General features: G+C 57.2%; 17 protein-coding genes. 8 read left to right on the plus strand and 9 right to left on the minus strand.

Annotated features, from left to right (window positions below):
• Positions 1 to 66: 66 nt before the first annotated feature.
• Positions 67 to 669: a nitroreductase family protein gene (locus ASF69_RS16375; protein WP_062589268.1), complete on the minus strand. Its 603-nt coding sequence runs from the start codon at positions 667 to 669 to the stop codon at positions 67 to 69.
• A gap of 198 nt (positions 670 to 867) precedes the next feature.
• Between ASF69_RS16375 and ASF69_RS16380 the strand changes: the two genes are divergently transcribed.
• From ASF69_RS16380 to ASF69_RS16415, 8 genes are all read left to right on the plus strand, one after another.
• Positions 868 to 1,710, plus strand: a complete 843-nt coding sequence (locus tag ASF69_RS16380; RefSeq protein WP_062589269.1) for a fumarylacetoacetate hydrolase family protein — start codon at positions 868 to 870, stop codon at positions 1,708 to 1,710.
• Positions 1,711 to 1,849: 139 nt separating this feature from the next.
• Positions 1,850 to 3,085, plus strand: a complete 1,236-nt coding sequence (locus ASF69_RS16385; RefSeq protein WP_062589270.1) for a polyhydroxyalkanoate depolymerase — start codon at positions 1,850 to 1,852, stop codon at positions 3,083 to 3,085.
• Positions 3,086 to 3,130: 45 nt separating this feature from the next.
• Entirely contained in the window at positions 3,131 to 3,901 is a 771-nt protein-coding gene (locus ASF69_RS16390) for a M48 family metallopeptidase (protein WP_062589271.1), read from the plus strand.
• A 104-nt stretch (positions 3,902 to 4,005) separates the two neighbouring features.
• Entirely contained in the window at positions 4,006 to 4,662 is a 657-nt protein-coding gene (locus ASF69_RS16395; protein ID WP_062589272.1) for a phosphoribosylanthranilate isomerase, read from the plus strand.
• Positions 4,663 to 4,664: 2 nt separating this feature from the next.
• Positions 4,665 to 5,885: a tryptophan synthase subunit beta gene (gene trpB / locus ASF69_RS16400; RefSeq protein ID WP_062589273.1), complete on the plus strand. Its 1,221-nt coding sequence runs from the start codon at positions 4,665 to 4,667 to the stop codon at positions 5,883 to 5,885.
• Between the two features lie 2 nt (positions 5,886 to 5,887).
• A complete protein-coding gene (gene trpA, locus ASF69_RS16405) occupies positions 5,888 to 6,727 on the plus strand; it encodes a tryptophan synthase subunit alpha (RefSeq protein ID WP_062589274.1) in 840 nt (279 codons plus the stop codon).
• Positions 6,728 to 6,764: 37 nt separating this feature from the next.
• Entirely contained in the window at positions 6,765 to 7,658 is an 894-nt protein-coding gene (gene accD / locus ASF69_RS16410) for an acetyl-CoA carboxylase, carboxyltransferase subunit beta (RefSeq protein ID WP_062589275.1), read from the plus strand.
• 37 nt (positions 7,659 to 7,695) lie between these two features.
• On the plus strand, positions 7,696 to 9,039 hold the full coding sequence (locus ASF69_RS16415; RefSeq protein ID WP_062589324.1) for a folylpolyglutamate synthase/dihydrofolate synthase family protein: 1,344 nt from the start codon (positions 7,696 to 7,698) through the stop codon (positions 9,037 to 9,039).
• Positions 9,040 to 9,130: 91 nt separating this feature from the next.
• Here ASF69_RS16415 and trxA read toward each other — a convergent pair whose 3' ends face one another.
• The 8 genes from trxA to ASF69_RS16455 all read right to left on the minus strand — a co-directional run bounded on the left by trxA (position 9,131) and on the right by ASF69_RS16455 (position 23,124).
• The gene (gene trxA, locus ASF69_RS16420; RefSeq protein WP_062453095.1) at positions 9,131 to 9,451 is read right to left on the minus strand and encodes a thioredoxin; all 321 of its coding nucleotides are present in this window, start codon (positions 9,449 to 9,451) and stop codon (positions 9,131 to 9,133) included.
• Between the two features lie 91 nt (positions 9,452 to 9,542).
• Positions 9,543 to 13,100: a double-strand break repair helicase AddA gene (gene addA / locus ASF69_RS16425; protein ID WP_062589276.1), complete on the minus strand. Its 3,558-nt coding sequence runs from the start codon at positions 13,098 to 13,100 to the stop codon at positions 9,543 to 9,545.
• Complete coding sequence (gene addB / locus ASF69_RS16430; protein WP_062589277.1) at positions 13,090 to 16,266, minus strand: double-strand break repair protein AddB; 3,177 nt, start codon at positions 16,264 to 16,266, stop codon at positions 13,090 to 13,092. The genes addA and addB overlap by 11 nt, the downstream gene beginning before the upstream one ends.
• Before the next feature lie 9 nt (positions 16,267 to 16,275).
• Complete coding sequence (locus ASF69_RS16435; protein WP_062589278.1) at positions 16,276 to 17,007, minus strand: nucleotidyltransferase family protein; 732 nt, start codon at positions 17,005 to 17,007, stop codon at positions 16,276 to 16,278.
• 16 nt (positions 17,008 to 17,023) lie between these two features.
• Positions 17,024 to 18,532: a tRNA (adenosine(37)-N6)-threonylcarbamoyltransferase complex ATPase subunit type 1 TsaE gene (gene tsaE, locus ASF69_RS16440; protein WP_062589279.1), complete on the minus strand. Its 1,509-nt coding sequence runs from the start codon at positions 18,530 to 18,532 to the stop codon at positions 17,024 to 17,026.
• Positions 18,529 to 20,967, minus strand: a complete 2,439-nt coding sequence (locus ASF69_RS16445) for a PAS domain-containing sensor histidine kinase (protein ID WP_244475503.1) — start codon at positions 20,965 to 20,967, stop codon at positions 18,529 to 18,531. The genes tsaE and ASF69_RS16445 overlap by 4 nt, the downstream gene beginning before the upstream one ends.
• A gap of 351 nt (positions 20,968 to 21,318) precedes the next feature.
• Positions 21,319 to 22,719 (minus strand): adenosylhomocysteinase, encoded by a 1,401-nt coding sequence (gene ahcY, locus ASF69_RS16450; protein WP_062589281.1) that lies wholly within the window; start codon positions 22,717 to 22,719, stop codon positions 21,319 to 21,321.
• A gap of 129 nt (positions 22,720 to 22,848) precedes the next feature.
• Positions 22,849 to 23,124 (minus strand): HPr family phosphocarrier protein, encoded by a 276-nt coding sequence (locus tag ASF69_RS16455; RefSeq protein WP_062589282.1) that lies wholly within the window; start codon positions 23,122 to 23,124, stop codon positions 22,849 to 22,851.
• Between the last annotated feature and the right edge of the window lie 9 nt (positions 23,125 to 23,133).

Below are 23,133 nucleotides of genomic sequence, written 5' to 3' on the forward strand. Positions count from 1 at the left end.
GATGCTCTGTCGGGCCTTTGTTTTTGGAATGCAGAATTAAGAGTGGCTCGGTGCTAGCCTCCTCAACTAGTCTGCCTTTCCTGTGAAACTTCCTTCAAATGCAACGTCAGTCAGTGGCAACCGCTTGCTGGGTGTCTCACGTTCGGCGAGATTTTCCGGCAGCGTGCTTTTGTCCGTCAGTGTGCCGATCGCCACTGCGGCTTCCACAACATAGCCTTCTGGCACGTTCAGCGTCTCCACGATCTTGTCGGTAAAGATGCCGGCCATTCCGTGCGCGTGATAGCCGAGAAGATGTGCCTGCATGGCGAGCGAGAACCAGGCTGCGCCAGCATCAAATGAATGGGTAGCCGCGGGCTTCTTCTCTCCGTCACGGGAGATGCTGTAGCTGCGAGAGATGATGAACAACAGGACGGAAGCGTTCTTCGCCCAGACCCGATTGCCTTCCATGAGCAGCTCGGAAAACGTGTCCCACTGTGCGCTGCCCTTATGGGCATAGACGAAGCGCCATGGCTGAAGATTGGAAGCCGATGGCGCCCAGTGTGCCGCATCCAGAATGGTCAGAAGATGTTCTTTTGGCATATTCGCGCCATCAAAAGCGCGTGGTGACCATCGATCCAGAAAAAGGGGATCAACCGGATATTCGGACTGGCGGGTATTGCTGTGGGTCATATTGTTTCCTCGACAAACTGGAACACCAACTTTGGCTCATATCGGTAAAACCTCATAGGAGATTTCGATAACAACGTGTCAAGCGCGTGGCTGGTGCCAGAAGAATTTACGCATTCGCCAGATGAGGACGCGAGGGGTGACAAGGATAAATAGTTCGTTCATATATGCATAATCCGTTCAGCAATTGGGAGTGATATTATGAAGTTGATGCGTGTTGGCCAGCCGGGCCAGGAAAAGCCCGCCATTCTGGACGCAGATGGACATATCCGCGATCTTTCGGCTCATGTGAAAGACATTGGTGGCGAAGCCATTTCTCCAGAGGGGCTGGAAAAGATCGCACGGATTGACCTCGCGTCGCTTCCCATTCTTTCTGACGACCGCATAGGCGCCTGCGTTGCAGGTACGGGAAAGTTCATCTGCATCGGCCTGAATTATTCCGACCATGCGGCAGAGACAGGCGCGAAGGTACCACCAGAACCCGTTATCTTCATGAAGGCGACATCTGCAATCGTCGGCCCTAATGATGACGTCATCATTCCCCGCGGCTCCGAAAAGACAGATTGGGAAGTCGAGCTTGGCGTTGTCATCGGCAAGACTGCCAAATATGTGTCAGAAGCCGATGCTCTCGACTATGTTGCCGGCTATTGCGTCTCCCACGATGTTTCCGAACGCGCCTTCCAGTCCGAACGTCAGGGACAGTGGACCAAAGGGAAATCCTGCGATACCTTCGGTCCGATCGGCCCTTGGCTCGTCACGAAGGATGAAGTCGCCGATCCTCAAAATCTAGGCATGTGGCTCAAGGTCAATGGCGAGACGATGCAGAACGGTTCGAGCCAGACGATGGTCTATGGCGTCGCAAATGTTGTGTCCTATCTCAGCCAGTTCATGTCGCTGCACCCGGGTGACGTCATTTCCACCGGCACCCCTCCCGGCGTCGGCCTCGGCATGAAGCCGCCGCGCTTCCTGAAGGCAGGCGATGTCGTGGAACTTGGTATCGAAGGTCTCGGCACCCAAAAGCAGACCTTTGTCGCCGACATCTAGGTAAAACACCTCATCTTTGATGAGTTTGATATGACAAGCGCCTGCGGAAAAACCGCTGGCGCTTGTTGCATTTTGTGCAGCTGCGAAAAGGTGCTATCCTGTCAAAAAGACTGCGATCAACGACGGGAGGCGTTCATTCGTGTTTTATCACCTCTATGAAATGAACCACGCGGCCATGGCACCGCTGAGAGCCAGCGCTGAACTCATGCGTCAGGCCTGCAACAATTCAATGAACCCTTTGTCCAACACTGCTTTCGGGCGCAGCCTGGATGCCGGTTTTGAGGTTTTCGAGCGGCTGACGCGACGCTACGGAAAGCCGACCTTCGGTCTGTCTTCCACCACGGTAGACGAGCGTTCAGTTGCCGTTGAAGAAGAAATCACCTTCTCCAAACCCTTCTGTAACCTCGTTCACTTCAAGCGGGATTTGCCTGCGAGCAGAAAAGCAGATCCCAAGATCCTGCTGGTTGCGCCCATGTCGGGCCATTATGCGACGCTGCTGCGCGGAACAGTCGAAGCGCTTCTGCCTTCGGCCGATATCTACATCACCGATTGGGCGGATGCGCGTGTCGTGCCCGTGACTGAAGGTGGTTTCGATCTCGATGACTATATCACCTACATCATCGACATCCTGCACCACATGGGTGAGGGCGTGCATGTGGTCGCTGTCTGCCAGCCATCAGTCCCCGTTCTGGCGGCAGTTTCGTTGATGGAAGCGAATGGCGATACATTTGCGCCGGCCTCCATGACACTCATGGGTGGCCCCATCGATACGCGTATCAATCCCACTGCGGTGAACGAACTCGCCAAGGGGAAATCCATCGACTGGTTTCGAGACAATGTCGTCATGCAGGTGCCGTGGCCACAACCGGGATTTGGTCGCAACGTCTATCCCGGCTTCCTGCAATTGTCGGGTTTCATGTCCATGAATCTCGACCGGCACATGACAGCGCATAAGGACTTCTATCTCAATCTCGTCAAGAATGATGGGGACTCGGCAGAGAAGCATCGCGAGTTCTATGACGAATATCTCGCCGTCATGGATCTTACGGCGGAGTTTTATCTGCAGACAGTGGAAAGGGTCTTTATCGAACATGCCTTGCCCAAGGGCACGATGAGTCACCGGGGAGTACCGGTCGATCCTGCATCCATCACGCGCGTGGCGTTGTTGACGGTAGAGGGAGAGAACGACGATATCTCCGGTCTGGGTCAAACGAAGGCCGCCCACGACCTCTGTAGGAATATTCCGGCTGACAAGCGGGATCATTACATGCAGCCGGACGTGGGACACTATGGCGTTTTCAACGGCTCCCGTTTCCGGCGAGACATTGTCCCCAGAATGCTCGCCTTCATGCACAAACATGGCCATGCGCATTGATGGCGGGCCGATAGCTTTTTCAGCGCCGAATCGCTATGAAAGGGCATGTTCTCCCTGCTTCGAAAATCCTTGAGACCGTCTTCATCCGGCAAAGCACCGCCCGCTCAACGCATGGTGGATGTCGGAAATCTAAGCGTACCCATCACTATCAAGGAAAATCAGCGCGCCACACGCATAACGCTTCGCATCGAACCGGGCGGCAAGGCGCTGAAAATGACAATTCCATATGGTTTGCATCACCGCGAGGTCGATGATTTCCTGGAACGCCATAATGGCTGGCTAAAGGCCAAGCTCTCGAAGTTTTCGCAGGAAGAGAGCAGTATCAGGGATGGCGGAACGATCGCCATTCGCGGCGTTGCTCACCGGATCGAACATACCGGCACATTGCGCGGTGTTACGCAGCTGGCGAGAAATGCAGAGGGGGAGGCAGTCCTAAGGGTCAGTGGCGCGCCGGAACACATGGGTCGCCGCATCGCTACCTTTCTCAAGAAAGAAGCCCGCGCCGACCTGGAAAGATTGGTTGCCCTCCATGCCGGAGCCATTGGTAAGCCGGTACGCTCCATTTCCATGAAGGATACCCGCAGCCGCTGGGGATCCTGCTCCCATGACGGCAATCTGAGTTTTTCCTGGAGGATCGTCATGGCACCGGAAAGTGTCATCGACTATCTGGCAGCGCATGAGGTCGCGCATCTGAAAGAAATGAACCACGGCCCCAAATTCTGGGCACTCTGCAACAGGCTGTGTCCGGATATGGAAGCGTCGAAAGCCTGGTTGAAACGGCACGGGTCGCAGCTCCACGCCATCGATTTCGGTTGAGTTGCTGCAGAAACGGTTTGGATTCACGTGAAACATCACCGCTCTTTGTTTCCCCGTATTGATAGGGCTCGACTCACGGGCTGTTTCGTGGCACCTCCAAAGCCATGAAACCGGATATCAAGATTTGCGGATTGAAGTCGGCGGACGCGATCGAGCGCGCTGTAAGACGGGGCGCCAGCCACTTAGGCTTCATCTTTTTTGAGAAGAGCCCGCGCAATATCGAGCCCGATGTTGCGGGCCAGTTGGCAGATGCCGTGCGCGGTAGCGTCAAGATCGTTGCCGTTACTGTCGATGCGGATAATGACGAGCTCGATGAGATCATCGACCTTTTGAAACCGGACATGCTGCAATTGCATGGGAGCGAAAGCCCGGAGCGGGTGCTGAACGTCAAGGCCGTCTATGGACTGCCTGTCATAAAAGCGTTTTCCATCCGCGATGGCGATGATCTCGCCAAAATTGATCCCTATATAGGAATTGCCGACAAGTTTCTTTTCGATGCCAAGCCACCCGCAGGTTCGGACCTGCCAGGCGGCAACGGCGTGTCGTTCGACTGGACCTTGTTGCGCTCTCTTGACGAAGGCGTCGATTACATGCTTTCCGGGGGATTGAACAAAAATAACGTCGCTGAAGCCCTGGAAGTGACCGGGGCTCTGGGAATAGATGCATCTTCCGGTGTCGAAAGCGCGCCGGGTGTCAAGGATCTTGCCATGATCGACGCATTTTTCGATGCGATCAGATCGGCCAGGCCGCAGGGAGTTTGAGAGTGAACGAGACGCCGAAACCCAACTCTTTCCGCGCCGGTCCCGATGAGGACGGCAGATTTGGTATCTATGGAGGCCGCTTTGTGGCCGAAACCTTGATGCCGCTCATTCTCGAGCTTCAGACCCAGTGGGACAAGGCCAAGACGGACCCGGAATTTCAGGCCGAGCTTTCCCATCTCAACACCCATTATACCGGCCGTCCCAGCCCGCTCTATTTCGCCGAACGACTGACGCAGGAGCTCGGCGGCGCAAAAATCTACTTCAAGCGCGATGAGCTGAACCACACCGGTTCGCACAAGATTAACAATTGCCTGGGGCAGATCCTGCTTGCCAAGCGCATGGGCAAAACCCGCATCATCGCGGAAACCGGCGCTGGACAGCACGGCGTTGCCTCGGCCACCGTGGCCGCCCGTTTTGGCATACCCTGCGTCGTTTATATGGGCGCGACCGATGTGGAGCGTCAGGCACCAAACGTGTTCCGCATGAAGCTTCTCGGCGCAGAGGTCGTGCCTGTTACCGCTGGCCATGGCACGCTGAAGGATGCCATGAACGAAGCTCTGCGGGACTGGGTGACCAATGTCGATGACACCTACTATATGATCGGCACGGCAGCCGGGCCGCATCCATATCCGGAGATGGTCCGAGACTTCCAGTCCGTCATCGGACATGAAGTTCGCGAGCAGATGATGAAAGCGGAAGGCCGTCTTCCTGACCTGCTGGTCGCAGCAGTCGGCGGTGGTTCAAACGCAATCGGGCTGTTTCATCCGTTTCTCGATGACGAAAGCGTCAGGATTGTCGGCGTAGAGGCGGGCGGCAAGGGTCTGGAAGGGGAAGAGCACTGTGCGTCCCTGACAGCGGGCTCGCCAGGCGTGCTTCACGGCAACCGCACTTATCTGTTGCAGGACGGTGACGGACAGATCAAGGAAGGCCACTCGATCTCGGCTGGCCTCGACTATCCCGGTATCGGTCCTGAGCATTCGTGGCTGAAGGATACCGGTCGCGTCGAATATGTGCCCATCATGGACACCGAGGCACTGGATGCTTTCCAGCTTCTGACCCGCACGGAAGGGATCATCCCGGCGCTTGAGCCCAGCCATGCGCTGGCGGAAGTCGTCAAGCGCGCGCCAAAGATGGACAAGAATGAGATTATCGTCATGAACCTGTGCGGACGTGGCGACAAGGACATCTTCACCGTGGCGAAACTTCTGGAAATGGGTGCCTGATCATGACTGCACGTATGGACAAGCGCTTTGCTGATCTGCGCGCTGAAAACCGCCCGGCGCTCATTACTTATTTCATGGGTGGAGATCCGGATTTCGATACCTCGCTCGGCATCATGAAATCGCTGCCGGAAGCCGGTGCCGATGTCATCGAGCTTGGAATGCCGTTTTCTGACCCGATGGCAGACGGCCCTGCGATCCAGCTGGCTGCGCAGCGCGCTCTGAAGGGCGGGCAGACGCTGAAGACCACGCTGTCGCTTTCTCGCGAGTTCCGCAAGCAGGACGACACCACGCCGATCGTGCTGATGGGCTATTACAACCCGATCTATATTTATGGCGTTGAGAAGTTTCTGGACGATGCGCTGGAAGCAGGCATAGATGGCCTGATCGTTGTCGATCTTCCTCCGGAAATGGACGACGAGCTTTGCGTACCTGCGCTTGCCCGCGGTATCAATTTCATTCGTCTCGCAACACCGACGACCGATGACAAGCGTCTGCCTGCGGTTCTCAAGAACACGTCGGGCTTTGTCTATTATGTGTCCATGAACGGGATCACGGGTTCTGCACTGCCGGACCCATCGACGATCTCGGGCGCTGTCGAGCGGATCAAATCGCACACGGCTCTGCCGGTATGCGTCGGATTTGGCGTCAAGACGGCAGACCACGCTAAGGCGATTGGCGCAGTTGCAGATGGCGTTGTCGTCGGGTCTGCCATCGTCAATCAGATTGCCGGAAGTTTGACCAAGGATGGCAAGGCCACCAATGACACCGTGCCCTCAGTGACGACGCTGGTAAAGGGGCTTTCAACAGGCGTGCGTGTATCACGCCTTGCAGCTGCCGAATAAGTTTTCGGTTCAGCGCAGATAGGCAGGAGTATTAGACTTGAACTGGATCACCAACTACGTACGCCCTCGGATCAACTCCATGCTGGGCCGTCGCGAAACGCCTGAAAACCTCTGGATCAAGTGCCCGGAAACTGGCGAGATGGTCTTTCACAAGGACCTGGAAGAAAACAAGTGGGTCATTCCGGCGTCTGGCTTCCACATGAAGATGCCAGCCAAGGCACGTCTTGAAGACCTTTTCGACGGTGGAGAATACGAAGCCCTTCCGCAGCCGAAAGTGGCGCAGGATCCGCTGAAGTTTCGCGATTCGAAAAAGTATTCCGACCGTCTGCGCGACAGCCGCACCAAGACGGAGCAGGAAGATACGATCCTTGCGGGCGTCGGCAAGCTCCAGGGCTTGAAGATCGTCGCAATCGTGCACGAATTCCAGTTCATGGGCGGCTCGCTCGGCATTGCAGCCGGTGAGGCAATCGTCAAGGCGTTTGAGCGCGCCATTTCCGAGCGCTGCCCGGTTGTGATGTTCCCGGCATCGGGCGGTGCCCGTATGCAGGAGGGTATCCTTTCCTTGATGCAGTTGCCGCGCACCACCGTTGCGGTCAACATGCTCAAGGAAGCGGGCCAGCCCTATATCGTCGTTCTCACCAACCCGACAACGGGCGGCGTTACCGCGTCCTATGCCATGCTGGGTGATGTGCACATTGCAGAACCCGGTGCCGAAATCTGCTTTGCCGGTAAGCGCGTTATCGAGCAGACAATCCGCGAAAAGCTGCCGGAAGGCTTTCAGACGTCTGAATACCTTTTGGATCACGGCATGGTCGACATGGTCGTGGACCGGCGCGAGATTCCCGATACGCTGGCAAGCCTTCTTAAAATCCTGACCAAGTCTAATGTTCAGGCAGCGGCGGACGTGGTGCCTTTAGCAGCTTCTGCCTGATAAGTCTGAACTGGCTCCGGAGGAGCAGATGACGGATATGACGACGCCCGCCTATAGCGAGGCAGAACGGATCATAGAGCGGCTCCTGGGGCTCCATCCCAAGGGCTTCGATCTGTCTCTCGACAGGATCACCCGTCTGCTCGACAGGCTCGGCAACCCGCACAAACGGTTGCCGCCCGTCATCCATGTCGCCGGAACCAATGGCAAAGGGTCGGTCACCGCGTTCTGCCGGGCTTTGCTGGAAGCTGCAGGGCTTGCAGTTCACGTTCATACCTCGCCCCATCTCGTCAATTGGCATGAACGCTACCGCCTCGGTGTGCGCGGTGAAAGAGGCCGCTATGTCGAAGACGCGGTTCTGGCGGAGGCGCTGGAGCGCGTGGCAGCCGCCAATGACGGGGAAATGATAACCGTCTTCGAAATACTGACGGCTGTAACTTTTGTCCTGTTTGCAGAACAACCGGCTGATGTTGCCATTATCGAGGTCGGCCTTGGTGGCCGTTTCGATGCCACCAACGTCATTGCCAATCCGGCGGTCTCGGTTGTCATGCCGATCTCGCTGGATCACCAGGCCTATCTCGGCGATAGTGTCGAACTGATTGCTGCCGAGAAGGCGGGGATCATGAAAGCCGGATCGCCTGTTGTGATCGGCCACCAGGAATATGATGCGGCATTGGAAGTTCTGGTAGCGACCGCCGAGCGGCTTAAATGCCCGACTGCGGTGTATGGACAAGACTTTTCGGCGCATGAAGAATTTGGACGGCTGGTCTATCAGGACGAATTCAGTCTCGTCGATGCGCCACTGCCCAGACTTCCCGGCCGTCATCAGCTGGCCAATGCGGCAGCGGCTATCCGCGCCGTCAAGGCAGCCGGATTTGAAGTGACCGATCGCATGATAGAAACGGCCATGGCGTCCGTTGAATGGCCAGGTCGGCTGCAGCGGATCACGTCAGGCCGGTTGGTCGACATGGCACCGCTTGGCTCCGAAATCTGGATTGATGGCGGTCACAATCCCGGTGCCGGCGAGGTGATTGCCGAAGCAATGGCGGGATTTGAAGAAAAACAGGCTCGCCCGCTTTTTCTGATTGCCGGTATGATCAATACCAAGGATCAGGTCGGGTATTTCAAGGCCTTCGCCGATATCGCACTTTATGTGTTTACGGTTCCCATCAAAGGGACTGACGCGGCTATCGACCCGGTTGTGCTTGCGCACGCCGTGTTTGATGCTGGACTGGTGGCAGCGCCAACATCCTCGATAGAGGAAGCGATGGAGGAGCTGACGAAACGTTTGGCTCCGGGTAAACAGCCACCGCGTATTCTGATTGGTGGCTCGCTCTATCTTGCAGGCAATGCCCTGGCATTGAACGGCACAGCGCCGACCTGACCGTCGAGTCAGCCTTTGAGGCGAAACGTGGCCCATATAAAAGCAAAAGCCCGGCAATGCCGGGCTTCATTGTTTTCATGCCTTCAAGACATCAGGCAGCGCTGGAAATCCAGGCGGAAAGGGCGGTCTTCGGAGCAGCACCTACCTTGATGTCAGCAACTTCGCCGCCCTTGAACATTGCAAGGGTAGGGATGGAGCGTACGCCAAACTGTGCGGCCAGTTCCGGGTTTTCGTCGATGTTGAGCTTGACGACCTTGACCTTGCCAGCGAGCTCGGTGGAGATTTCTTCAAGGCTTGGCGCAATCATTTTGCAAGGACCGCACCATTCTGCCCAGAAATCAACGACGACGGGTTCTGCGGAATCAAGAACTTCAGACTGGAAATTGGACGTATCGACTTTCACGGTAGCCATGGATGGCTCTCCTTTCAGTGTCATTGAGGTCGGATGACCTGTGTTGGCAAGAATGTGATGCGCTTCGTGGGCGATTTCAATGCCCGGTATCTCACTTTGTCTCGATTGCGGCAAGGGCGGCCGACAGTGCTTCATCGCTCAAGGTCAGGAAGGACGCATTTTCCGTATAGACGAGGGCGCAGGTAAACGACTTGCCGGGGTAGAGAGGTTGCAAAATGCTTTTATAGATGGCCAGCTGGGCAATATGCGCCGATGACACCTGATCTTCCCTGACGGGTGGAACGCGGTTCGTCTTATAGTCGATCAATATGACCCTGTTGCCCTCGACGGCGAGCCGGTCGATCCGGCCTGAAACGGCATAGTCTTTCCTGCCCAGTCGCAACGTGCCCATGATCGAGATTTCAGCGCGGCTATTTTCGGAAAATGCTGGCTGAAGATCCGGTGCCGAGAGCACGGCAAGTGTCGACTGGACCAGCTTTTCACGCTCGTTTTTCGGCCAGAATCGCGCAGCGCGCTCTGCATAGCGCAACGCAGCTGCTGGTCTCTCCTCCGGGGGATAGTCCGGCAAGGTCTGCAGCATGCGGTGGATCAGTCGGCCGCGTTGCAAAGCAAGACCGGATGAGACTTCCTGCTTCGTAAAAAGCGGGGATTTGACGATCAGATCCTCCGCTCCGTCATCGATGATCGTGCCGGCACCGGAAGGGCTAAGGGGCCGCGGGAGCGGCGGCGGTGGCGGCAAGGGCGTCGTAAGCGACGACGGTAGCGCCTCGCGAGACGGTGGGGATAGGGGTTCGATTATCCCTGCTGACCTGACGGCACGTGTCGTGGATTGCCACAGCAAACCATCCCATTCCTCGCCACCCGCTGAAAATTGGTGAGCCTGGCAGCGTTTTTCATCGGCAGCCAGCGATCTTGCGATCATCGCATGCCAGCAGTCCGGGTTTTCACGCGGACCGCGATATCCGCAAACGATCAGATGATCGGCAGCGCGTGTCATGGCCACATAAAGCAGACGGCGATATTCCTGCTCGGCGGAAAGCTTCAGCCGCTCCTCGTCCTTTGAGACCAGAGCATTATCGAAGCCCTTGCCCGGCAACCAGACTGGCAGCGAGGTGTCGCTGTTTTCAATGAAGCGGAGTTTCGGCAGATGGCTATGGATGAAGGCCTTGGAGCCTCCATCCACCAGAAAGACGACAGGGGCTTCCAGGCCCTTGGAGGCGTGAACCGTCATGATCCTGACTTCGCCACGTTCCTTGTCCTGCTCACGTTTGATTTCCGGAGCATCACTTTCCATGACTGAGATGAAAGACTGCAGCCCCGGCAGCCCCGCTTTTTCGTGGTCAAGCGCGAAGGACAGAAATTCATCCAGAACGTCACTGGCTTCATTGCCCAGCCGTCCCAAAAACTTCGCCCGCCCCTCATGGAGGGTCAGAACCGCTGCAAAAAAATCATGAATCGTCAGCGTCGTGGAAAGCGCAATAAAGTGCGTCAGCCGCGCAACCGAGTGCGAGAACGGACCGCTTGGCTGCTCTTGCGACAGTGCATGCAAATGCTGCCAGACGCTGATGTCCGGCGGGCGATTTGCCGCGACCTCGAAAATATCCTCTTCGGAATGATTGAAGAGCGGACTTTTCAGAAGTGCGCAAAGCGACAGGTCGTCTTGCGGCAACAGCACGAAGCGGCCGAGCGCCAGCAGGTCCTGGATTGCAATATGGTCGGTCAGCCGCAAGCGGTCGGCACCGGCAACCGGGATATTTTTTCGTTGTTTCAGCTCTCTCGTCAGGGCGTTGACGAAGGCGTGTCGCTTTCGAACGAGAACCAGAATGTCGCCTGCCTCGACGGGTCGTTCGATACCCTTCTCAATCACGGTTTCCCGGCCAATCATGTCTGCGATGCGAGATGCAATTCGTCGCGCCACAACAGCAGGCGGTGCAGTTTCACGCAGGGCGTCGAAGGGCGCTGTCCAGTCCTCGTCGTCTTCCGTCGGTTCAGCTGCAACCATGTTCCACAGTTCCACCGTGCCAGCCTGGCCCTGGCGGTTCGAACGATGTTCGACGGGTTCTCGCTCGGCACTCAGGCCCTCGGCATGCTCAGGCAGGGAAAAGACCTGATCGACAGCCGCCAGAACATCCGCCGTGGAACGAAATGAAAGAGGAAGGCGAACGGAATGGAATGTTTGTTCCACAGCCTTGACGCGGCGCTGTGTTTCCCGGCTTTCCTGCGAGAATCGCTCAGGCCGAGCCCCCTGAAACGAGTAGATCGACTGTTTTTCGTCGCCCACCGCAAACAGCGTCCGGCGGCCTTCGCGTGCGGTTTCTCCATGGAAGAAATCTGCCGCAAGCGATTGGATGATGGACCATTGCACGGGGCTCGTATCCTGCGCCTCGTCCACCAGAATGTGATCTATGCCCTGATCGAGCTTGTAATGCACCCAGGCGCCCGCCGTGTCGCGGTTCAGTAGTGTCGCTGCTCTTTCGATCAGATCCTCGAAATCCAGCTGGCTGCGTTGCTTCTTCAGATCCTCGAAGTCACCGATCAGCCGTTCCGCCAAGGTGAGCGCGTGTTTCGTGGCTTGCAGCATCCGAATGGTGCGGTACCGATCCCGGCAGGCCACCACATGGGCGCGGGCCACAATAAGGTCATCCAGCAGGGCAGGAGCCGATTTCTGCATGGCTTTGTTGATGACATAGGCATCCGACTTGGCAGCCCCCTGAGAGGTCAGGAGGGCGGCTTCAATGAATTCCGCACGCTTGAAAACATCCGTCGCTCTTGCGGCTTCCCGAAGCGCGTAGGCGACATCGATCACGCGTGATCCGCCGATTTCGTCTGCCAATGTCAGATAGGTTTCCAGTGATAGTCCGGAAAGGCCGGGGAGGGGCCAATAGGACGATGCCGCGGTCTCCTCGGTCTCGTCGCTGCCGACACCGGCCTTCTGGCGCAGCATGGCATCGATGCCGCCGGATTGCCGGGCCTGATCGAGAAAAGCCCTGATCGGGTTACGGTTGGCAACGATGGAGGAAAGCAAGGACTCAAGACCGCTCTCGTCGGCGATGTCGAGAACATAGGCCAGAGCCTGCGCGATCGGTTTGTCGTTTTCTGTCGATACTGCGGTTAGAAGCGCCCGACGTGCTTCCGCCAGCAGCGTACTGGCCGCGCGGTCGTCCAGAACGGAGAAATGGCCCGCAACATTTGCTTCCAGCGGGAACTGGTGAAGAAGTGCTTCGCAAAAAGCGTGAATGGTCTGAATTTTCAGCCCACCCGGCGTTTCCAGCGCCTTGGCAAACAGTCGTCTGGCTTCTTTCAGCTTGATCTGATCGGGAGCACGTCCTTCGATCGCGGCGATCCTTTTACTCAGCTCGGCGTTCGATAATGTCGCCCAGTCCGCCAGACGGTCAAAGACACGGCTCGACATTTCCGAAGCTGCCGCCTTCGTATAGGTCAGACACAGGATAGCAGAGGGCCTGCACCCGGCCAGAAGAAGGCGGATCACTCTCTGTGTCAGGACATGCGTCTTTCCGGAACCTGCGTTCGCAGACACCCACGCCGAGCTTGCGGGGTCTGAAGCTCGGGTCTGTTGTGCACTTGTCCAGTCGATCCAGCTGGCCGGATCATCACGTTCCGGGCCGTGATCTAGAATCTCATTCCGCATCGCCATCTCCCGGTTCAGCCGTCGACCACTCGGAAACCCGGGCAAGATGGTCGTATTCACCGCCATAAGCCTGCTGTTCCTCCGGGATCAGCCGGGAGACGAAGCCGTTTCTGCCTTCCCGCAAGGATTTGACGAAATTTGCCAGCTGCTCGATTGAATCGGTGCCGAGTTCAACAGCGGATTTCGGTGTCGTTTTCGCCGTCGCCTTCGCATGTTCGTTGTTGACCGTATCCGTTCCAAAACGTTCCCCCGGACGCAGACGGACATAGATCAGGTCTTCCGGTATTGCCGAACCGGTATCGCGGAAGGCACCACGCATGAGGGCCGCGGCCTCCAGAGCCAATTGTGGGTCAAGCAGTGAACGTGCCTGTTTGACCGATGGCGACAGCCCCGTCTTGTAGTCGATGATGTCGGCTTTCCCTGAGGTCTTGATGTCGATACGGTCCGCAACGCCCGTCAGACGAATACCCGCTTCCGGTATTTCCTGACCGGCCCGTGCCTCGATAAGGCTTCGTTTCACGATCGCGCGGCGGTCTTTTTCCCATTTCAGAAATTCTCTGGCGACCGCGAGAAAGCGTGGCCTCCAGATGACATCGATGTGCGGCGGCAAATTCTCGTGGTCAAAACAGCTGTGCAGCACGCGCAACATCGCTTCTTCAGCGGCGGGTGTACCGGGTAAGTGCCCCTCTCGGGAATAGGTTTCCATGATGCGGTGATAGAGCGTGCCACGGTCAGAAGCGCCGGGATCCCGGTTGAATTCGTCCAGCGGATCGAGCTTGAGAATGCGACGCGCATAGATCGAATAGGGATCCCGTCGCAGCCTGCCGACCTCGCTGAAGGAATATGATTTCGGTTGCAGCTCTGCCGGCGGGGTAGGTGCAGGACGCTTCGCAGGCTGTTGACTTTCACCTTCGTCCAGCATGTTGGCCCAGTGACGGTAAGCGTTGCCGCGCTCTTTCAGCTTTTGCGTAAATGCATCGCCGCCAAGCGCAAGCAGCCTCTGAAGCCAGCGAGATGCGACGGCCGGGGTGGAGCCCTGTCGCAACGCTCGGCTATAGAAGATTTCGCGCGTCCCATTTGCCATCTCAAAGTCGTGGGCGAGCTGACCGATCCGTCGTTCGGGCGGTTCAAGCCCGATTGCCGTCTTCATGTTGCGGGAAAGAAATGGGTTGTTGGCCGTCTGTGCGGGCCAGATGCCTTCGTTCAACCCGCCGATGATCAGCGTATCGACGCTTTGGAGACGAGCTTCGAGGGCACCGAAGATAAACACTCTCGGGTGACGCATTGCCCGCGGTTTGATGGATTCACCCGCCACCAATGCCGTCATGATGTCTATCCATTGAGGGCCGTCGGCCTCCAGAACGCTGCCGCATTCCATCAACTCGGCAAGCAGGCTGGAGAGCTTTTCACCCGCTTCACCGGACCAAAGCGCCACCAGATCTCCTGCCTCATCGATTGCGATGGCTTCGAGGACGCGGCCCGTGCGCTCGGCCCAATCCGCCAGCGTCAGGCGCGCCGTCAGACGGCCACCAAAGGGTGTCTTTCGGATAAAGGCTGAGTCCAATGGCTCGATTGCAGTCTTGAGGCGAGCCGCAAGCGTGGCGGCGAGGTCTTCGCTGCCTTCCGGCAGAGATTGGCGCCATTGAGGCGGGTGCCGATCGAGCTTGTGGAGGTTCAACTGCTGCTCAAGCAATGCATCAAGCGTATCGAGTGTCGTTTCTGTCTTCCCGCCGCGAAGAGCCAGCAACTCCAGAGCTGCGACTGCCGACTTCACCTTCGCATTTTCGAAACCGAAACGTGACAGCGGGTGCTTGAGAAGAGACATGGCCGCGACGGGATCGCCGGGACGCAGGATCGCTTCCAAGGCAAGCTGCAACAGGCCTGCCTGTGGCGTGGCCGATAGCGGCGTGCCGGCGGAATCATCTGCCTCGATGCCAAAGCGGGCAAGCTCGGTCGCCACCCTTCGCGCCAGCCCACGGTCCGGGGTGATGAGCGCCGCCTGAGACTGGCCAGTGCTTGCAGGCTTTTCTAGTGCGAGCCGGAGCGCAATCGCAATGGCTGTTGCCTCTTCCCGCTCATTGGCGGCTTCAATGATGGCGGCAGCGGCGAATGCAGTGTCGAAGAACGTGTCGTCCTTGTCGGTACGCCACTCGTTCCATTCGCTGGTGGCTTTAGCAGGTGCCATGGCGGTGGAAAAAATCGCCGCCCGGTTTTTCAGGTCGCTATCCACGCGTCCGATCTGCTCGACATCGCTTCTCAACACGCCGAGCTTGTGCAAAAGGACGAAAAGGCCATATTGCGAATGGGTGCGGTTGGAAGGATCATGCGGATGTTCATTGATTGCCAGCCATTGATCCTCGGGCATCTCGACATCCAGCCCCGGCAGAACAATCGTGCCCTGCGCTAGAGATGCTACTGCTGCAATCAGATCCGCTGCCGCTGGAATCGAGCCGGTTGAGCCTGCAACGATGATGGGTCCGTCCCAACCGCTTCTTGTCAGGCGCTCGGCCTCTGCGCGCAAAATGGCATTGCGGTGACGCCCCGCTGAGGACTTGTTCAGCTCTTCCAGGCGCGCTGGCCAGAAAACGCTGGCGATTTTTAAAAAGTCAGCCGTCAACTGCCACCACTGCGCATGGTCGGCCGTATCGAGTTTGGCGAGCGCGTCCCAATCACGGTCTTCCGTATCCATGGCATCGATGACTTCACCGAGCGAACGGGCAAGCCAGATTGCATCGGCCGGGCTTGCCGGCGCCACCAGGGGCGAATCAGAATGGACCGCCCGGATCGCATCCGGCAGACTGTTGCGCCATGCGAGGATAAGACGTGCCAACTCAACCAGCCTTGCCGTGCTGGAAATCGGCGGCGCGAGATCGATCGTTGCGGGCGTTTCTATATCGAAAAAGCCACTGTCGTCATCCGTTTCGCCCAGAGGCCTGATAACCGGCAGAATGGCCGACTGCCCTCCAAGGAGGTCCACGAATTCAGAGCGCAGCACGCGGGCCGAACGGCGGGTCGGCACGTAGATGGTGACTTTCGCCAGAGAAAGCGGATCCGAGGCGTCATAGTGAAAATCGGGCGCCAGTCTGCCGTCACATAGGCTTTCCGCAAGCGTTTTGAGGAATGGCGTTCCCGGGGCTATGGTTAGTATACGCTTGGCATTCGCCAATGATGTATCTCACTTGTCGGTTGCTACGGCTGCGATTGTTCTTTCCGCATCCTCTATAGCATCCGGTGTGCCAACGGTAATCCATTGACCGTCGAGTGGGAGCCCAAAAAGTCGGTTTTGGGAAATGGCTCGGTCGAAATAAATGTTCAGATTGAAAGCATCCGCCGGGGCATCCTCAAGAAGCCGGGAATCCATGGCAATAGCGCCCGCATAAACCACAGGCCGCGGTTCGCCTTCATTGTATCGTGTCAGTCTGCCGCTGTCGGGGAGGCTGAAATCCTTCTTCCCGTTATGGCCGGTCGTCCTGTCCATATCGACGCAGAGCAAAGCCATGTCCATTTTGGCAGGATCGAAGAAGGCTGACAGCTGTTTCAGGTTGCTCGGTTGTGTCGCCTGCTCACCAATCCAGAACAGGTCGGCATTCATGACGAGGACGGGGCCGGGTGGCAAAAGTTTTAGCCCCTTCGCCAGTCCACCGCCGGAATTCATCAGTTGCTCGCGCTCGTCTGAAATCAGGATTTCGACATCGTTTCGCGCTTCCAGATGAGACACCATCTGGTCTGCATGGTGGTGCACGTTAATAACCACCGTCTCAACGCCCGCCTCGACCAGGAGATCGAGAACGTAGTCGATCATCGCTCGTCCGGCGATTGGAACAAGGGGCTTGGGAATGGTGTCGGTAATCGGTCGCATTCTCGTCCCAAGACCTGCGGCCAGCACCATCGCCTGTTTGATCGTCATTGAGGATACTCCGCGGCTATTGGATGTCGACACCAGCCTGCGCAAGCCATGCTCGCAGAGGGCCGAGATCCGAGTGGGCGAGCGCCGAGCGAAGATAAGAGAGAGTACGCGGCATATGCTTCATGTAGTGAGGCTTGGCGTCGCGCTTCATCAGCCTGACCCAGATGCCAACCAGCTTGCAATTCCGCTGCGCTGCCATGATGGCATAGGCTTTGAGAAAGGCGGTTTCGTCAAAGGTCGGGTTCTTGCGACGAATATCGAGATAATACGACATCAGGCGCGCCTGAAGATCGCTGGACACCGTAACGCGTGCATCCTGAATGATGGATGCCAGATCATAGGCCGTTGGCCCGATCATCGCATCCTGAAAATCGATGATGCCGACCTTGCGGATCCCGGTTTCGTGCTCCTGCCAGATGATGTTTGGAGAATGAAAATCTCGAAGCAGCAGGTTCTTCTCAGTATCCGCAAGCTTTCCGATCAACTCGTCCCAGACCACGAAGAAGCTCTGCCTCTCATCGCTACGCGTTTCATGGCCGCGAACATGCGGCAAGTACCAGTCCAGCAAGAGCGACGTTTCGATTTTCATCGCATCAGCATCAAAGGGCGGGACCTGATACGTAATGCCTTCGTCCACGCGGATTGTGGATGGGGCAGGGGTGTCATGCAATGCCGCCAGACAGGCCACGCTTGAGAAATATCGCTCTTCGATGGGATCGCCATTGTCATCCAGAACGCCGCCGCGACCCATATCTTCCAGCAGCAGAATTCCGCGCTCAAGATCCTGGTGGATAATCGCAGGCACGGAAAAGCCGTTGCCCGAGAGGAAATGATCGATGGCGACAAAAGGCGTTACGCTTCGGGCCAGATGGACGATCTCAGCATAGGTCTTGCCGTCTTTGATCGCGGGACCGGCTGGCGGCGGCTCCCAATCCATCAGGAGGCATTGACCGGCAGCGTCCCACACACGCTCATAGGTACGGTAGGCGGCATCGCCGCTGAAGTATCGGCGTGACACATTGGCCTTGCCAGCCTCTTGAAGAAAATCCCGGATGGCCAGCACGCGTTCGAACCGCGCTCTTAGCCTCGGTGGCGCATCTATGGTCGCAAGCCGCCCTTCGCCCTCATGTGAAAGCCGCAAGGTGATTGTGCTGTCGGACGGCAATTCGCCCGCTGCCATCTCAGGCCATTCGATAAGGCAGACGCCATCAGAGAGCATTTCATCAAGGCCCAACTCGTCGAGTTCGGAGACATCCGAGAGGCGGTAAAGATCGAGATGGCTAACCGGGAAACGAAGCGCATAGGACTGGACGATGGTGAAGGTGGGGCTCGGAACCTCCAGTTCATCCTCATCGGCAATCGCCCTGATCAGGGCTCGCGCCAGTGTCGACTTGCCGGAACCCAGATCGCCGACGAGTGCCAGGCAGTCCCCCGGCTTGACGGTGAGCGCCAGTTCCTCGCCAAGCCGGATCGTTTCGGCTTCATTGGCAAGAAATATGGAAAAGGGCCACGTCTTCTCGTTCATTCGGCGGCAATGGAGTGCGGACGCTTGCCGGATGGGATGCGGCAGCTGACAACGGTGCCTTCTCCCGGACGGCTGTCGATTGTGACCTTGCCATGATGGAGGCTGACAAAGCTTTCAACGATGGAAAGACCCAGACCCGCACCCGTGCGGCGACCACCATTCCCATGTGTGGAAAAGCGGTCGAAAACCGTTTTCAGCATGTCTTCCGGAATTCCCGGGCCCCTGTCGGCAACTGAGAATACGAAATCACCCTCGCTGCGCTGGCAGGTTAGAGTAATGACGGTGCCTTCTGGCGCAAAATTGGCGGCGTTCGTCAGAAGCTTGATGAGAATCTGCTTGAGACGCTGATGATCCGCAACGATCATGCCCAGATGGGCAGGAGCCACAATTTCCAGAGAAACGCCGCTTTCCTGCAGCCTGTCGGTAATCTGGACAGAGACATCGTCCAGCAGGTCGTTGAGGTCGTTTTCGCTGTAGTTGAGATGCATGATGCCCGCATCGACCGTGGCCAGGTCCAGGATATCGTTGACGATTGTCAGCAACACCGAAGACGAGGTGGAGATGTGATCAAGATATTCCGCCTGACGGTCGTTGAGGTCGCCCATGCCGGGGGTCTTCAATAGATCGGTAAAACCGATGATGTTCGTCAGTGGCGAGCGCAGTTCGTAAGACACGTGCTGGACGAAATCATTCTTGAGTTCATCCGCCTTGCGAAGCGCCTCATTCTTCTCTTTCAAGGCGCGTTCGGCTCTGACGCTATCCGTCATGTTGACGAAGGTCAGCATTGTCTGCGAATCCGGCAAAGGAATGATCGCGTAGTCGAGGACGAGGCCGGACAGCAGTTCCAATGTGCCCTGCTTCGAAAGCCGTTCATCGTCGAAACTGGTAATGAACTTGCTGAAAGCGCGCCAGCCGTCGGGCTTCTCATAGGATTGCGCGCAGGCTTCCTCTATCGATCGGATATGCTTGCCAGCTTCCGCTTGCTCGGCAGTAATCGCCCAGAGCGCACGGAAGGCGGGGTTGGAGAGGCGGATACGACCATCCGCGCCAAACACCGCCACGCCTTCGGCAAGGTGGTCAATGGTTTCGCCCTGTACCTTGACCAGCGTGTTGTAGCGCATCTGCAGGTCGACCTGCTCGGTGAGGTTTTCAAACACCCAGGTGGCGCCGCCCTGCGGATGTGCAGTGGCGATGACGCGTAGCGTCTGGCCGTTAGGAAGGTGCCAGAGGTCCGTCTTCGTATCGAGCGAGCGATAGACGGACAGCGCGGTTTCCTTCCAGCTTTTCCAGTTCAACTGTTCAGGCAGCCTGCCGGCGGAACGCAGGCGATCAAGAAGCTCGGAATTGTCCGGTTTGGATTCCAGAAGAACGAGATCGAGACCCCAGAGGCTGACGAAAGCCTGATTATAGAATTGCAGCCGCTGCCGGCCATCGAAGATCGCGACCGGTGTCGCCAGATGATCGAGTGTTTCGGCGTGGCTTTTCAGCGTGCGCTTCAACTCTTCGCGTACCGTCTCGGCTTCCGTCGCATCAATGGCTATGCCTGCAGAACCACCCGGCGTCTTGATATCGACGACATCGAAGAAGGTTCTATTGCCGGACACGACGGTGGAGATACGGTCGTGGTAGGGCGATTCGGGCGTGGCACTTGCGCGGATTTTCTGGCGGGTGACCGTGTTGAGCAGCTCGCGCTGTTCACCGATCGCCTGTTCCGGATCGCGGGCATCGACACCCTGCGCATAGGCATGATTGACCCATGTCAGCGCGCCGTCTGAATTGCGCCGCCAGACAGGCTGCTCGATCGAATCCAGCAGGTCCTGAAAGGTCGAAATGGATGAGACAAGGCGCTCGCGCTCCACCTTCAACTCGGCAAGCTCTGCGCGAACATTGTTGAGAGCGACGAAACGTGTGAAGGCCTTTCCGCCGGACACACGTCCCTCGACCTCGATGACCTCTCCACGCTGCGTTTCAATGGTCAGGTCGAAACTCTGGGCGTGGCTGCGGAGTTTCTCGATGGCTTTCTCGAGAGGTGCTGCAGAAGCCGGTCGCAGCCAGCGACCAAAAGCCAGAAAATCCTGATCTGCATGCGGCACGCCGGTTTCCGGCGGCAGCTGCCCGATGAATTCAGGCTTTTCGCCAGCACTTTCCCAGATAACGATCCGGCGCGACTTGTCGGAAATCAGCGCTTCGTATTTGGAAATCTTGGAGTTGGCTTCAGCAAGTGCCGCGCGATATTCATTCGTTTCGGCTTCGATATTCCCGCGTTGGCGCACAAGCCAGACAATCGAGAAAAGGGTTGCCGAGACAATGCCGATAAACAGCGAATAGGTGATGGTCTCAGACGACGAAAACAGGCGCTCACCCGTTTCGAGAACCACGTTTTGCTGCGCCTGTGCCACGCATGAGAAGAAGCCACTCAGAACAGTGCCTGCCATCAATGCCGAAACGGCTGCAGCCTTCCTGCGCACAAAGCCAAGTGCCCCGCCGACAGCGCTTACCACGCGTCCAGGCGCAGGCGCGAAATCGCCAGCTTGCTCACAGTCGATGTTAACCCGCGGTTGCGAGTTTGATTTTTCTACCGTCATCCCCGGTCTGTCTCCGTCCTATGTGCCGCATCTTCGACAAGACATCCCATTTCCGAGCGCTGGGTCGCACTCGAATCAAGTCTTGAGACAATACCGCCTTCGGAAACCTCCGGGAAGGGAGGGCGCAAAAAGAAATCGCGAACTTTGTCAAGCCCGCGATTCCCATATCTAGTGCTTTAGGTGTGGATATTAACTATAAAATCAATATCTGTAGTGTTCTGCCTTGAACGGACCCTGCTTGGACACGCCGATATAATCTGCCTGAACGTCAGAAAGTTCGGTGAGCTTCACGCCAAGCTTCTCAAGGTGGAGGCGTGCAACCTTCTCGTCCAGGTGCTTTGGCAGCACGTAAACGTCGTTCTTGTACTCGCCCTGCTTCGTGAACAGCTCGATCTGACCCAGAACCTGGTTGGTGAACGAAGCCGACATGACGAAGGATGGGTGGCCGGTTGCGTTGCCGAGGTTCAGCAGCCGACCTTCCGACAGAAGGATCATGCGGTTGCCCTTGGCAAACTCGATCATGTCGACCTGTGGCTTGATGTTGGTCCATTTCAGGTTCTTCAGCGCAGCGACCTGAATTTCGTTGTCGAAGTGGCCGATATTGCCGACAATCGCCATGTCCTTCATCTCGCGCATATGCTCGATGCGGATGACGTCCTTGTTGCCTGTCGTGGTGATGAAGATATCTGCGGAGGAAACAACGTCTTCAAGACGGACGACTTCAAAACCGTCCATGGCGGCCTGAAGTGCGCAGATCGGATCGATTTCCGTTACCTTCACGCGGGCGCCAGCGCCCTGCAGAGAAGCGGCAGAGCCCTTACCAACATCGCCATAGCCGCAGACGACGGCGACCTTGCCGGCCATCATGACGTCTGTTGCGCGACGGATGCCATCCACCAGCGATTCCTTGCAGCCATACTTGTTGTCGAACTTCGACTTGGTAACGCTGTCGTTGACGTTGATGGCCGGGAAGGGGAGAAGACCCTTCTTGGACAGGTCGTAAAGGCGGTGAACGCCTGTCGTCGTTTCTTCGGTAACGCCCTTGATCGCATCGCGCTGCTTGGTGAACCAGCCGGGCGAAGCGGCAAGGCGCTTCTTGATCTGTGCGACGAGGATTTCTTCCTCTTCCGAGCCTGGGTTGGACAGGACGTCTTCACCGGCTTCGGCACGTGCGCCGAGGAGGATATACATGGTGGCATCGCCACCATCATCAAGGATCATGTTGGAAACGCCGCCATCGGCCCACTGGAAGATCTTGTCGGTGTATTCCCAGTATTCGGTCAGGCTTTCACCCTTGACGGCGAAAACCGGGATGCCCGATGCCGCGATGGCGGCTGCTGCGTGGTCCTGAGTCGAGAAGATGTTGCAGGATGCCCAGCGAATGTCGGCACCAAGTTCCTTCAGCGTTTCAATCAGAACGGCAGTCTGGATGGTCATGTGAAGCGAGCCGGAAATGCGGGCACCCTTCAAAGGCTTGCTCTGGCCGAATTCGGCGCGGCAGGACATCAGGCCCGGCATTTCCGTTTCAGCTATATCGAGTTCCTTGCGGCCATAATCTGCAAGGTTGATGTCGGCGACGATGTAGTCTTTCTCAACGCTCATGAAGGTCTCCTGCTCAAAGATGGCAGGGGCCAGCCGCTGCCTGGAATGATAGGCTGCGGTTTAGCAGGCCTAGCTCATTCTGGCAATAAGCATATAAAGAAGTCTTTATGTCTTTATATGGTTTGGTTATCAAACCTCTTCGCCGAAACGGTCTGCAACCAGAGCTTCAAGGGCAGCCAACGCTTCCTCAGCCTGATTGCCGGACGCTTCAACGAGCACCGTGCAGCCGGGACTTGCCGCCAGCATCATCAACCCCATGATCGATGTGCCACCCACGGTCATGCCATCCTTGGAAACCGTGATCGCCGCATCGAAGCCATCAACCATCTGCACGAATTTCGCAGATGCGCGCGCATGAAGGCCACGCTTGTTGACGATCAGCAATTCTCGGGAGACAGGCGACATCGATTGGGC

It is taken from the genome of Rhizobium sp. Leaf311, from assembly GCF_001423445.1.
Lineage (GTDB): Bacteria > Pseudomonadota > Alphaproteobacteria > Rhizobiales > Rhizobiaceae > Agrobacterium.